Annotated in this window: 12 protein-coding genes; 2 read left to right on the top strand and 10 right to left on the bottom strand. The window is 71.0% G+C overall.

All coding sequences use genetic code 11. The features are described from left to right. Genes ABT009_RS23230 through ABT009_RS23205 form a run of 6 tightly spaced genes read right to left on the bottom strand, consistent with a single transcriptional unit; the run spans position 1 to position 6,040 of the window. Positions 1 to 1,206, bottom strand: a complete 1,206-nt coding sequence (locus ABT009_RS23230) for an aromatic ring-hydroxylating oxygenase subunit alpha (protein WP_351297957.1) — start codon at positions 1,204 to 1,206, stop codon at positions 1 to 3. After that, positions 1,203 to 2,078 (bottom strand): sugar phosphate isomerase/epimerase family protein, encoded by an 876-nt coding sequence (locus ABT009_RS23225; RefSeq protein WP_351297954.1) that lies wholly within the window; start codon positions 2,076 to 2,078, stop codon positions 1,203 to 1,205. The genes ABT009_RS23230 and ABT009_RS23225 overlap by 4 nt, the downstream gene beginning before the upstream one ends. Further along, positions 2,075 to 3,175: an ABC transporter ATP-binding protein gene (locus ABT009_RS23220; protein ID WP_351297951.1), complete on the bottom strand. Its 1,101-nt coding sequence runs from the start codon at positions 3,173 to 3,175 to the stop codon at positions 2,075 to 2,077. The genes ABT009_RS23225 and ABT009_RS23220 overlap by 4 nt, the downstream gene beginning before the upstream one ends. Next, complete coding sequence (locus ABT009_RS23215; protein WP_351297948.1) at positions 3,172 to 4,005, bottom strand: ABC transporter permease; 834 nt, start codon at positions 4,003 to 4,005, stop codon at positions 3,172 to 3,174. Before ABT009_RS23215 ends, ABT009_RS23220 begins: the two co-directional genes overlap by 4 nt. Continuing rightward, complete coding sequence (locus tag ABT009_RS23210) at positions 4,002 to 4,904, bottom strand: ABC transporter permease (protein WP_351297945.1); 903 nt, start codon at positions 4,902 to 4,904, stop codon at positions 4,002 to 4,004. Before ABT009_RS23210 ends, ABT009_RS23215 begins: the two co-directional genes overlap by 4 nt. After that, complete coding sequence (locus ABT009_RS23205; RefSeq protein ID WP_351297942.1) at positions 4,901 to 6,040, bottom strand: extracellular solute-binding protein; 1,140 nt, start codon at positions 6,038 to 6,040, stop codon at positions 4,901 to 4,903. Before ABT009_RS23205 ends, ABT009_RS23210 begins: the two co-directional genes overlap by 4 nt. Positions 6,041 to 6,309: 269 nt before the next feature. Between ABT009_RS23205 and ABT009_RS23200 the strand changes: the two genes are divergently transcribed. Continuing rightward, on the top strand, positions 6,310 to 7,233 hold the full coding sequence (locus ABT009_RS23200; protein WP_351297939.1) for an Lrp/AsnC family transcriptional regulator: 924 nt from the start codon (positions 6,310 to 6,312) through the stop codon (positions 7,231 to 7,233). Between the two features lie 46 nt (positions 7,234 to 7,279). On the opposite strand, the gene ABT009_RS23195 is transcribed toward ABT009_RS23200, so the two are convergent. Then, entirely contained in the window at positions 7,280 to 7,519 is a 240-nt protein-coding gene (locus ABT009_RS23195) for a hypothetical protein (protein WP_351298067.1), read from the bottom strand. Positions 7,520 to 7,935: 416 nt separating this feature from the next. Between ABT009_RS23195 and ABT009_RS23190 the strand changes: the two genes are divergently transcribed. Beyond that, positions 7,936 to 8,910 (top strand): alpha/beta fold hydrolase, encoded by a 975-nt coding sequence (locus ABT009_RS23190; protein WP_351298064.1) that lies wholly within the window; start codon positions 7,936 to 7,938, stop codon positions 8,908 to 8,910. A gap of 16 nt (positions 8,911 to 8,926) precedes the next feature. Here the strand turns inward: ABT009_RS23190 and ABT009_RS23185 are convergent, their stop codons facing one another. From ABT009_RS23185 to ABT009_RS23175, 3 genes are all read right to left on the bottom strand, one after another. Next, positions 8,927 to 10,315 carry an FAD-dependent monooxygenase gene (locus ABT009_RS23185; RefSeq protein WP_351297936.1) on the bottom strand — a complete coding sequence of 463 codons (1,389 nt, stop codon included), beginning with the start codon at positions 10,313 to 10,315 and terminating at the stop codon, positions 8,927 to 8,929. A gap of 248 nt (positions 10,316 to 10,563) precedes the next feature. Further along, positions 10,564 to 11,802: an MAB_1171c family putative transporter gene (locus tag ABT009_RS23180; RefSeq protein WP_351297933.1), complete on the bottom strand. Its 1,239-nt coding sequence runs from the start codon at positions 11,800 to 11,802 to the stop codon at positions 10,564 to 10,566. A 4-nt stretch (positions 11,803 to 11,806) separates the two neighbouring features. After that, on the bottom strand, positions 11,807 to 12,337 hold the full coding sequence (locus ABT009_RS23175) for a toxin-antitoxin system, toxin component (protein WP_351298062.1): 531 nt from the start codon (positions 12,335 to 12,337) through the stop codon (positions 11,807 to 11,809). Between the last annotated feature and the right edge of the window lie 25 nt (positions 12,338 to 12,362).

Raw genomic sequence — 12,362 nt, 5'->3', positions numbered from 1 at the left:
TCAGGGCTCCTTCTTCGCCAGGGTGCTTGCCATGGGGGCGTTCGCCGTGGCTCCCTTCGCCACGGCGTCGGCGATCAGATGCTGGAAGCGGGCGGTGATCTGGTCCCAGTGCGGTACGAGGTGGTTGCGGTCCGCGGCGGGGGAGTGGCGGCCCTGCTGGAGCGAGCGCAGCACCGGCAGGTCCTGGTCGTTGACCTCGAAGAGCACGTCGCACAGCTTCTTGCGGGCCGTGTCATACGCCGCGTCGGCGGCCTGCGCCGCCACGAACACCGCCATGTGCTCCACTGTCCGGTCGGGCGCCACCGGCTCCAGGGCGATGACCTGGTAGAAGTCCGGCTCGATGAACAGCAGGGCATTCGGGAACACGCAGAAGATGTCCTGCCGGTCCCGCAAGCCCTCCGGGACCTCGCCGAGCAGCGGCAGCGCCGGCTCGCCCGAGCCGCCCGCCGCGGCCTGCCCGGACGCCTTGGCGCTCGCGCCCCGCGGGTAGTAGCCGCCGACGACCGTCTCCGACAGCACCTGGTCCTCGATGTCGAGGAGCGTCGCCGCCGGTCCGACCTGCGGATGGACGAACGGCAGATGGTAGAAGTCCAGGAAGTTCTCCACCACCAGCTTCCAGTTGGCATCGACGTCGTAGCGCCGCTCCTCGGCGAGATGCAGCGAGGCGAGGTCGTACGGCGCCCACCGGTCGGCCAGCGGGGCGAGCAGGTCCTCGGCCGACTCGGCGGGTTCGCCGAGATGCACGAACACCATCCCGGCCCACTCGCTGTGCGGCACCGGCAGCAGGCCGAGGCGGTCCCGCACCTCCGGTTCCGGGCCCGAGCCCTTCGTACGGTCCCAGTACGGCGTGCCGCACAGAGAACCGTCCAGGTTGTACGTCCAGAAGTGGTACGGGCAGCGCAGCCGACCGCGGGTGCTCGGCTGCTCGGACAGCACGATGCCGCGGTGCCGGCAGATGTTGTGGAAGACCCGCAGGGTGCCTTCGCGGTCACGGACCAGCAGGAGGGGGCGGCCCGCCACGCTGACCGGCCGGGAGCTGCCCGGTTCGGCCACCCAGTGCGTGAAACCGGCCCACACCCACTGCCGTTCGAAGATCAGCCGCCGTTCGGTGTCGAAGACCTCCTGGTCGGTGTAGGCGGAGGCGGGAAGGATGCTGCTGCCCACCGGCCGCCCGTCGAGAGGGCCCGACGCCTCGCGTACGCTCACGATGCCTCCTCTGCAGCAGCCGAACTCTTCGAAGCCGATGCGGCGAACAGCTCCTCCGCCCACGCTTTCAGCAGCAGCGCCTCGTGCCAGCGGTCGGACAGCTCCTCGCCGTCCGCGCCGGTGATGGCGTACGGAGTCGTACCGAGCTCGCAGAGGAAGACCAGATCGTCCGCGTCTCCCGCGCGTGTGCGCCAGGACCGCATGGCCTGCAGCCACCAGCCGCGGAACCGCTCCACCTGCGCCGCGTGCTGCGTGAACTCCAGCGGGACCTGCACCTGTTCGCGGGTGGCGACCCGGCCCTGCAGCGAGGCGCCCTGGCCCAGCAGGCGGCCGATCATGCCGTCCACGCGCGCGTCGGACGTGTCCGGAAGTTCGTTGCCGACGACGTAGTGCGACAGGTCCAGGGAGAGCGCGACATCCGGCAGCTCCGCTACGAGCCGGTGGGTGAAGGCGAGATCGTTGGTGAGCGTGTAGCGGTGCGTCTCCAGGTGGAAGGCGAAACCCGCCGCCTCCGTCTCCTTCCGCCAGCCGCGTACGAGTTCGGCGGCCTCGGCGGGATCGTCGGGGAACACCTGGCCGCAGACCACCACGAGTTCGGCGCCCACCTCGGCCGCGTACTCCAGGCTCGCGGCGAGCGGTGTCCGGTCGTTGACGAACGCGGTGACCAGGGAGCGCAGTCCTGCCGTGCGCAGCAGGGGTGCCACCTCCGCCGCGGCCGGTGCCTCACGTGCGTACAGGTCGAGGCCTACACCCGCGAAACCGGCGTCCGCGATCCGCTGGATGCGCTCCGGGAGGGTCCAGGGACGCGAGGCGCGCCAGGGCAGGCCCTCCATCGCCCACAGCGACTGGAAGACGGACAGCGTCCGGGTCACAGGGCGGCCCCCGGAGCTGCGGAGATCGCCTCGCTCGCGGACTTGGACGGTTCCGGCGGTTCGGTGGGCGGGGGCGGCTCCATGAGAGTGCGCGCACCGCCGCCGCAGTACCGCACGCCGACCTCGTCCCCCGCACCCGGTACGTCCGTACCGGCCGGGACCGTCACCACCAGCGGCTCCGCGCACCCGGCCACCGTCACCGTGACCCGGCTGCGCGGCCCCTGGAAGACCACGCCGTCCACCGTCGCCGGCACCGCACCCGCCGCGTCGGGATCACTGGTGAGCGCCAGGTCCTCCGGGCGGATCACCGTGGAGCCGTCGGATGCTCCGTCCACCGGCAGCGAGAGCGCTTCCACCCGACCACCACTGACGGGCAGCAGATTGGCCTCGCCCAGGAACTGCGCCACGAACGGCGTCGCCGGACGGTGGTAGACCTCCTCCGGCGTGCCGATCTGCTCGATGCGGCCGCCGTTCATGATGGCCACCAGGTCGGACATGGAGAGCGCTTCCGTCTGGTCGTGGGTGACGGCCACGGTGGTGGTGCCGGTCTCCCGCTGGATGCGCCCGAGTTCGTACTGCATGGCCTCCCGCAGCTGCTTGTCGAGCGCGGCGAGCGGCTCGTCGAGGAGCAGCAGCGCAGGCTCGTACACCAGCGCGCGGGCCAGGGCGATGCGCTGCTGCTGGCCACCGCTGAGCGACTGCACCCGGCGCCCACCCACCTCGGGCAGGCGCACCAGCTCCAACGCCCGCGCCACCCGCTCGCGCCGCTGCTCCTTGGGCATCCTTCGGGCGAGCAGGGGGAATTCGACGTTCTGCGCCACGGTTCGGTGCGGGAACAGCGCGTAGTTCTGGAACACCACGCCGATGTCGCGCTTCTCGGGCGGTACGCCGGTCAGCGGGCGGCCGCCGAGCAGCACGCTGCCCGAGGTGGGTGCGGTGAACCCGGCGAGCACGTTCAGTGTGGTCGTCTTGCCGCTGCCGCTGGGGCCGAGCAGAGTGACGAACGAACCTGCGGGGACGGTGAGGGTGACGTCACGCAGGATCGGTGCGCCCCCCAGGTGCACGTTCAGGGCGTCGATCTCGACGGACACGCTCATGACATCCTCCTCTTACTCTTCGCAGTCCTCGTGCTCCGCGTGCCGGTCAGCAGCACCATGAGGCCGAGCAGCGCCACGGCCATGCCCATCACGAGCGTGCTGACGGCGGCGATGGCGGGCGAGGCCTGCTGGCCCGCCTCGAGCCACAGCAGCGTGGGGAGGGTCTCCTCGCCCGGCGGGCTCAGGTAGTAGGACAGGACGGACTCGTCGAAGCAGAGCCCGAAGGACAGCACCGCGGACCCGGCGATGCTCCGTGCCACCAGGGGCAGTTCGACCCGCAGCAGTACCGAGGGCCAGCCGTGGCCCAGGCTCCGCGCGGCGCGCGACAGTGCGGGGTCGATCTTGGCGAGCCCCGCCGACACGGACAGGCATACCAGCGGTGCCGCGAGAGTGGCCTGGCCCAGGATCAGGGTGCGGATGCCCGCACTGCCGCCCAGGTCGTCGATCGCCAGATACAGGCCGAGCGCCAGCACCAGCGGCGGCACGACCATCGGGGCCAGCATGGCGGTCCGCAGCAGTCGCGCACCGTGGCGCATGCGGGGCAGTGCCAGCGCGGCGCCGGTACCCGCCACCACAGCGATCACGGTCGCCGTCCCCGCGGTGGAGAGCGACTGCGTGAACGCCGCCTGCCAGTCGGAACTGGTGAACACCTCCGTCAGCCAGCGCGTCGACAGTCCGGACGGCGGAAAGGTCAGATAGCGGTCCGCGCTGAACGCGATCGGGAGGATCGCAAGCAGCGGCGCGATCAGGAAGATCGCGATGAGCACTCCGGCGCCGTTCACCCACGGTGACAGTCGGCGGAAGGCGGTGCGCAGTTCGTCGTCCGTCACACCCGCTCCCACTGCTCGCTGATCCTGAGGAACCGGTCGGCCACGACATACAGCCCCAGCGTCGCCACCAGCAGCACCACACCCATCGCCGCCGCCCCGCCGAGGCTCTGCATCCGGCCGAACTCCGTGCCGATGACGGTCGCCGTCACCTGGCTGCCCGGACCGCCGAGGAACGCGGGCGTCACATAGAAGCCCAGCGACATCACGAAGACGATGACCGCCCCGGCCGCAGCCCCCGGCCGCAGCGCGGGCAGCACCACCGTGCGCATGACCAGCCACTCTCCCGCGCCCAGACTGCGCGCGGCCCGCAGCTGCGCGGGATCCAGGGAGCGCAGGCCCGCGTACACGGGCAGCACCATGTACGGCAGCATGATGTGCACCATCGCCGGGATCAGTCCGGGCAGGGTCTGGTAGAGGCCGAGCCCGTCCTCCGAAAGCCCGAGCGTCTTCGCCAGCCCGTCCAGTACGCCCTGCGGCTGCAGCATCAGCACCCAGCCGTACGTCCTGACGAGCAGCGATATCCAGAACGTCAGGAAGAGCACGCCGAACAGGACATGGCTCAGCGCCCTGCGAGCCAGGCCCAGCGCGAGGGCGTACAGCACACCGAAGACGCCCGTGCACAGGGTCACGAGCGCCGCCATCCACAGCGTGCGCCACGCCGCGCGCAGGAACAGGGCGTTGCGGAACGGCTCCGTGAACATCCCGGCGGGGCCGTGGTCCTCGCTGCCCGCGACGACCACGGCGACCAGCGGACCGGCGAGCCCGAGCAGCAGCAGGGCGAGCGGCGGCAGGAAGAGCCATCGCGCACCGCTGCCCCCTGCACCACGCGCGCGTGGGCGCCTGGTGTCCGGGGAAGGGGAAGCGGACGGCTGGGGTGGCTTGTCGAGTACGGTCGTCATGCGCCCACCCAGTTCGTGAACTTCTCCACGTACTCGGCGTCCTTCTTGCCGAGGTAGTCGACGTCGACGCTGAGCTGTTTGGCCACGTTGTCCGGGGCGCTCGGGGTGAGCTCGAGCTCCTTGTCGGTGAGCAGGTCGAGAGCCTTGGAGACGACCGGGCCGAGGTAGATCTTCTTCGACATCAGGGCCTGCTGCTCGGGTGTCGACATGTAGTCGAGCAGGGCGTTCGCGGCGTCCGCGTGCTGCGGCTTCTGCGGCATCGTGAACGAGCTCCAGGGGTAGAGCATCGCGTCCTGGAAGGTGAAGTCCACCGGCTTGCCGTCGTTCTTCAGCTGGATCATGCGCGCGCTGGAGGTGGCGATCATCGACGTGCTGCCCTGGGCCATGTACTGCTGGCCCTGCGCGTAGGTGTCGTAGAAGACCATGTGCGGCTTGAGCTCGTTCAGCTTCGCGATGGCGCGCTCGAAGTCGAGGGGATAGATCTTGTCCTTGGGTACCCCGTCCGCGAGCAGGGCCAGTTCGAAGACCCCCATGTAGAGGGACTTGGGGAAGGCGCGCTTGCCCGGGAACTTCTTGGTGTCGAAGAAGTCGGCCCAACTGCTCGGCGTAGCGTCGAGCTTGGTCGACCAGCCCATGACCTGGCTCCATGCGTAGCCGCCCGCGCAGTAGTCCTGGTAGGCCTTCGGCACCAGGTCGCAGCGGCGCACCCAGTCGGCCAGCTTGCCCGGCGCCTTCCCGGAGGTGATCAGGCCGGCGACGGAGTACCCGTCGAAGTCGATCAGGTCCCATTCCGGGCTCGAACTCTCCAGCATGGACAGGAACTTGCCGTAGTCCCAGGCCGCCTGGACGACGCGCGCCCCCGCGACCTCGGAGTACGGGTCGAAACACTCCTTCTGTCGTATCTCGTACGTCTCGCCCCCGAAGCCGGAGACGACGACCTGACGCGATCTGATCCGGGGCCACTTGGCGTCGACGTCCGCGGGGGCCGACTTCGAGCCGGACTTGCTGCCGCCGCTGTCGCCGCCGCCCGAACCGCAGGCGGTGAGCAGCGCGGGGGCCGCCAGCGCACCGCCCGCTGCCCAGAAGGCCCGGGAGATGATCTGGCGCCGTGAGAAGGGGACGGGCGAGCGTGACATGAGGCCTCCGACGGACGTGCGCTCCATGGGCCGACTGCCCCGCCCGTGATCCGGATTGGCTCTTCGAGGCGGGTTCTGCAGTCGATGCGTAAGCACAGTAGGAGGTGAACTTCCGAAGTTGCGGTGGTGAAATAATTCAGCCGCAGATCCTTACGTGGATGAAACATGTGTGTCTGAAAGATGTAGACCCGTCCCCACGGCTACGGAGGCGGGGACCCCACGAGCGTGGGGAGCCCACGAGCGCGGGGACCCTACAAGGTGAGGACCGAATGGCGCAGATCGAGCTCGACGACACCGACCAGGCGCTGCTCGCAGAGGTCCGCCGGGACGGCCGGGCCACCTATGAGTCGCTCTCGCTGGCGCTCGGGCTCTCCCGCCCGGCCGCCCGCGCCCGCTTGCAGCGGCTGCTCGACGCCCAGGTCCTCAGCATCGCCGGCGTCGTGCACCCTTCCGTCTTCGGCCTCGCCGCATACGCCCACGTCGCGGTCGCGGTCGACGGCCCCGTGCTCCCCGTCGCCGAGCAGGTCTGCGCCATGCGTGACGCCGTCTACGTCTCGGCGGTCGTCGGCCGCTTCCCGCTCGTCACCGAACTGCGCAGCGCCGATCAGGCCGCACTCGCCGGCGCGGTACGCCGGATCGCCGCACTCCCCGGCGTCCGCGAGGCCCACACCGCCGTTTACACCGAGATACTCCAGCACGCCCACTTCCCCCCGGGCCCGTACCAGCCGACCGCCATCGACGACACCGACCGCGCCCTGCTGGATCGGCTGCAGCGCGACGGGCGCACGCCGTTCGCCGAACTCGGCGCCGCCGTCGGCCTGTCCACGAGCGCCACGCGCACCCGGGTCCTGCGCCTCCTCGAATCGGGCGCGGTGCACATCGGTGCGCTCGTCCAGCCCGACGCGCTCGGCGCCACCCGTATGTGCGGCTTTCAGCTCACGCTCGACGGTCAGCTGGCGGACAAGGCGCTCGCCGCCGTCCGCGACCTGCGGGAGGTGGAGTACCTCGCCAGCAGCATCGGGCGCTGCGACGCCATCGGTACCGCCGCGTGTCCGTCGGCCGACGGCGAACTGGCCTTCCTGGAGACCCTGCGGGCCGTCCCGGGCGTGCGGTCCGTCGAGTCGTGGGCCCACCTGAGGTTGCTGAAGGAGGACTATGCTCCGGTGGACGCGGCGGCGAAGGCATCGGCGTGAACCGCCAGGTGCCGCCGAGTCCCGGAACCTGCCCGGTGACGCCCTGTCAGCCGCCCTCGGAACCCTCGGTGCACCAGCCGCGTACCAACGCGAAGAACTCCTTTTCGTTCCCCGCGAGCCCGGCCAGCTCCAGCGCATGATCGGCCTCGGCCAGCGCGGCAGCCGGGACCATCACCGGCCGCGGCGCGGTCGCCGGGGCGTCGAGAGTGGCGCGGACGGTGTGCAGCAGGCGCAGGTAGGCCTGGACTGCGGCGCGCTCGTGGCCCGTCAGGACTGCTGTGGACATCTGCATGGGTCGGCTCTCCCCGAATCGCGTCGCTATCGGCCGTGCGCCGCCGAGGTGACGTACCGCAGCCCGGGGCGGTGACGTACCGAAACGGCGCACAGCTCTCTGTCACCGCCCAGCTTGCCCTGCACCACTGACAATCCCCGGGATGCACCTGGTGACCAGCCGGTTCCCGCCGCCGCTCCAACGGACCAAGCCCGGCGGAGGAGGCGCCTTATCCGAGGTGAAACCTCACGGAAATCCCTTGTGCAGTAAGGCCTCTACGCTCGAGGCAGGCGGGCGGACCGACCACCGTCCGCCGAACAGAACCGCCTTTTCGGGGACTTGCAAGGAACGGAGGCGAGCCCGTGTTCGGCGAACCAGGCCGGGGCCCGCAGCAGCGCACGGGGCGGCTGCGCTCCGTCGACGACGAAGACATGCGGCTGCACCATCGCGTCGTGCACGGCTACCGCCGCGCGTACCGGATCGCCGGCGAAGGCCCCGCGATCCTGCTCATCCACGGCATAGGAGACTCCTCCGCCACCTGGGCGGACGTCATCCCCGCCCTGGCGCGGAGCCACACCGTCATCGCCCCCGACCTCCTCGGCCACGGAGCGTCGGACAAGCCGCGCGCAGACTATTCGGTGGCGGCCTACGCGAACGGCATGCGGGATCTCCTCGGCGTACTCGGAATCGAACGAGCCACGCTCATCGGCCACTCGCTCGGCGGCGGTGTGGCGATGCAGTTCGCCTACCAGTTCCCCGAGCGCACCGACCGGCTCATCCTGGTCAGCGCGGGCGGTGTCGGGCGCGAGGTCAACCCCGTGCTGCGGGCGGTGTCCCTGCCCGGTGCGGATCTGCTGCTGTCGACGCTGCGGCTGCCCGGTATGCGGCTGCAGGCAGGCATCTTCGCGCGCCTCATGCGGCTGCTCGACACCGATCTCGGGCAGGACGCCGGTGAGTTGTTCACGCTCGTCGACGCACTGCCCGACGCCACGTCGCGCAGCGCGTTCATCCGTACGCTGCGGGCCGTCGTCGACTGGCGCGGTCAGGTCGTGACCATGCTCGACCGCTGCTACCTGACGGAGGGCATGCCCACCATGCTCATGTGGGGGTCGCGAGACAGCGTGGTGCCGGTGCGGCATGCGTACGGGGCGCACGCCGCGATGCCCGGGAGCCGACTGGAGATCTTCGAGGGGGCCGGGCACTTTCCGTTCCACGCCGATCCCGTGCGGTTTCTCTCGCTCGTCGAGGACTTCATGGCGACGACGCGGCCGACGGACTGGAGCCGGGAGCGGTGGCGTGAGCTGTTGAGGGACGGCCTGCCTCCCGGTGGGGGGCAGGGTGAAGCCGGCCTTTCGCCAGCCGGGGAGCGGGAGTTGAAGGAGGCCAGTGAGCGTAGTGCGACGTGACATCGCGCCCCTGCCCTTACCGAGCTCCCTCCGCCCCCAACCCCGCCTTCCTCTCCCGCTCCGTCAGTGGTGGGTCCGTCAGGGGGGTACGGACGGGGCCGCGCACGGTGGCTGTGATCATCTCTGGTTTCACCAGCTCGGTGAGGGGGGCCGACAGAGTGATCACGTCGAGGAAGGCCTTCGTGAGCAGCGGGCGGCCCGTTGCCGAGAAGAGCAGGCGGTCGACGTATCCGCGTAGAAGCCGTGCCGTGGAACCGGGCTGTCTGCCGGTTGCTCCGGGATAGAGGATGTCCTGGCCGGTGGCCAGGTCCCAGGCCACGGAGACCGGGCGGGACACGGCGCGCTGGACGCGGCGGGCCAGGCCCGGCGCGGTGAGGCCATGGGCGGCGACGTTGTCACGCAGGGCCACGGCGCTCTGTGCCGAGACCGACATCCCGTGCCCGTAGACCGGGTTGTACGTGGCGACCGCGTCGCCGAGCGCGACGAACCCGTCCGGCCATGCGGTGACCTTTTCGAAGAAGTTCCGCCGGTTGACGGTGCTGCGCGTGACCACGACGTCCGACAACGGCTCCGCGTGGGCGATCAGTTCACCCACGACGGGATGCCGGACGCCGCGCGCGAACCTCTCGAACTCGGCGGCCTCCGCCGTGGGCCAGCCGCCCCTGGTACCGGAGACAGTCACCAGCCACCGTCCGCCCTCGATGGGCACGATGGTCGTCGTCTGCCCGGGCCGGGGTTCCCGCGCGTTCGCCTGCACATTGACCACCGGGAAGTCCTCGGTTCCGGCCGGCGCGCGGAACAGCCGGCTCGCATAGACCAGACCCGAGTCGACCTCCTCCCGGGGCGCCTCGGGGACGCCGAGCGCGCCGAGCCAGGCGGGCGCACGGGATCCGCGGCCGGAGGCGTCCACGACCAGGTCCGCGTCGAGGACGCGCTCTCCGGCGTCCCCGCCCTCGGTCCCGACGGTACGGACCCGTACCCCCGTGACGCGGCCCGCACTGCCCACCAGGGACAGCAGCTCGGTGCGCGGGAGCACGGTGACCCGGGGATGAGCGGTGACCTTCTCGCGTACCACCCAGTCCAGCAGATCGCGGCTGCAGGCGATCATGAACTGCATCTCGGGCCAGCGGCGGATCCATCCCTGTGCCTGCATGGAGACCAGGCCCGTCGGCAGCGGGACGCGGCGCGCGCCGGCCGCGAGCCAGCGCTGGGTGATGCCGGGCAGCAGGTCCTCCATCGCCCGGGCCCCGCCGGACCACAGCACATGGACGTGGCGTGCCTGCGGGAGTCCCTTGCGCGGCTCGGGCCCGTCCGGAAGGGCGTCGCGCTCCACGATGGTGACGTCGGTGTACCGGCACAGGGCGGCGGCGGCCTGCATGCCGGCCATGCCACCGCCGATGACCACGGCCCGGAGCGGCGCCGTACCTCGGTGGCTCGCCGTCGCCCGGCGCTCCGCCGCCCTCGGGCGGGCCGCCTCACATTGGCGGGCCACCGTCCCCGGGCGCGCCACTGCACCCCGGCCGCTGCCGCGGGGGTCGCGTGGCCCCGGGCGTGCCGCCGCACCCTCGCCGCTGCTGCCAGGCCCCGGAGAATCACCATCGGCCCCCGGGCGCCGCGTCCGGTCGGGATCCGGGTGGCTGTCGTCGGATTCGCTCATCGGAGATCGCTCTCTGGCCTGGCGGTGCGCCCACGGGCGGCCGCGACGACGGGTGACTGACGCAACGCGATGGACATCCGCACCAGATCACGCGGCCCCTCGGCCCTGCTGGGGGTCCGCACGGAGCCGGATGTGGATGCGGAGGCGGAGGCGGAGGCGGAAGCGGTCGCCTTCGCCGAACTGATGACCCTGCCCTCCGGATCGGCGGCGCGGGCCAGGAGCGCCGCGGTCACCATCACCGCGTCGGCCACGGCGTGCGCCTGCTCCGGATCGGATCCCCTCGCCACCGCCGCGCCGTAGGCGCTCGCGCGTACGTCCGCGTCGAAGTAGGGGTACAGGCTCAGCATGCCGTCGTGGATGTCCGACTCCCGCTGGGTGACCAGCAGTTCCGCTGAGGGCCACCAGGACAGGCGCAGGGCCCGGGCGTCGTGCTGCGGCATGGCGGGGCGCAGTTCCCGCCAGAGCGGCCCCAGCCGCCGGTACGTGTCCCAGGTGCTCCAGGTGTTCGCGAGCCGCTGGCAGACCAGCGGCAGGCAGAACCCGACCGCGCTGATCTGGGCACCGACGGAGGCCAGCAGCGGAGCCGTGTAGGTGCTGAGATCGTCCCAGTCGCGGCCGGCCCACCGGGCGAACACCGCGGCGAACTTGGCGACCAGGTAAGCGAGATTGAACAGATAGCCGAACACGATGACCAGCAGTCCGGCCCTCAGCCAGCCCTGCACCTTCAGTGACCAGCGCCAGCACAGCACGGACATCGTGACACCCGCGACAGTGAGCGCGACGAGGTAGAGCACGATCATCTCGCGCATGTACGGCGTGTTCGCGTAGTAGGTGTCCAGGTCCCGCAGCCGCTCGTCGGGGGCGTCGCCCAGTGCGAACAGCACCGCCACCGCCACGATCACCACGCCGTATCCGGCGATCCAGCGGCGCGACACACGCTGCGTCACCTCGGGCGGCCCGCCGCGCCAGTTGACCATCAGGACGAGACAGGAGGCGCTGAAAGCGCTCAGGAGACAGTAGACGAGGGGCCCGGAGACGTTCGGGACGCCGGTGATGCGGTTCACCGTGGCGATCGTCGGCGGGGCGGCGAAGAAGAACACCGCCGCACCGAGGGCGAGCAGCGCGCAGACGGACCGCAGCAACGGGTCACGCCAGGCGCGCACCAGCGCGGGGGCCTTGGAGGCGAGAGCGACGCCCAGTGCCACGGCCGGTACGTAGTAGTCGGGACCGTCCACGTCCTCAGCCCTGCGGCCCGCGGTAGCCGAGCGACGCCTCGATCCGGGCGGCCAGCCCCTCGCGCCGCACCGGTCCGCGCAGCGACGAACCGGCAAGCCAGGAACGGCACTTGCTCGCCAGCAGCAGCCCGAAGCCCTCGGCCGCCTTCTCGTCGGCCAGGTCGAACCGGGTGCGGGCCGCCACCTTCAGTACGGTCGCCTGCAGATCGGCGTCGTCCGACAGCAGTCGGGCGGCGACGGCGGCGCCCTCGACATGGTGGCTGCAGTGCCCCGCGTTCATGTGCCACAGCTCATGGCCCAGGATCACCAACTGGTGGTCGGGGGCGGTGCGTTCCTCGATGACGACGAGATCCTGGTCCGCCATGTCGAGCCACAGCCCGCTGGCCGTTCCGGGCGGAAAGGCGGCCGTGCGCAGCTGGACCGGTCGGCCGCGGCGTCTGCTCATGCCGTCGCACAGGGCGGCGTACAGCTCGGCCGGCTCCGCAGGCGCCTGAAGGCTGATCCCCGAGACCAGTTCGGCGCACAGCCTGCGCATTTCCTTACCCATGCCGATGCCCATG

Origin of the sequence: Streptomyces sp. NPDC002896, assembly GCF_040295225.1 — a bacterium.
GTDB lineage: Bacteria > Actinomycetota > Actinomycetes > Streptomycetales > Streptomycetaceae > Streptomyces.
The sequence above is the reverse complement of the archived record's forward strand: the minus strand, read 5'-3'. Positions and strand labels throughout refer to the sequence as shown.

Bases quoted from the DNA above. Each gene is read 5' to 3' on its own strand.
- ABT009_RS23220 (WP_351297951.1), bottom strand. From the start codon at position 3,175: ATGAGCGTGTCCGTCGAGATCGACGCCCTGAACGTGCACCTGGGGGGC.
- ABT009_RS23200 (WP_351297939.1), top strand. From the start codon at position 6,310: ATGGCGCAGATCGAGCTCGACGACACCGACCAGGCGCTGCTCGCAGAG.
- ABT009_RS23210 (WP_351297945.1), bottom strand. From the start codon at position 4,904: ATGACGACCGTACTCGACAAGCCACCCCAGCCGTCCGCTTCCCCTTCC.
- ABT009_RS23190 (WP_351298064.1), top strand. From the start codon at position 7,936: ATGCGGCTGCACCATCGCGTCGTGCACGGCTACCGCCGCGCGTACCGG.
- ABT009_RS23195 (WP_351298067.1), bottom strand. From the start codon at position 7,519: ATGTCCACAGCAGTCCTGACGGGCCACGAGCGCGCCGCAGTCCAGGCC.
- ABT009_RS23175 (WP_351298062.1), bottom strand. From the start codon at position 12,337: ATGCGCAGGCTGTGCGCCGAACTGGTCTCGGGGATCAGCCTTCAGGCG.
- ABT009_RS23205 (WP_351297942.1), bottom strand. From the start codon at position 6,040: ATGTCACGCTCGCCCGTCCCCTTCTCACGGCGCCAGATCATCTCCCGG.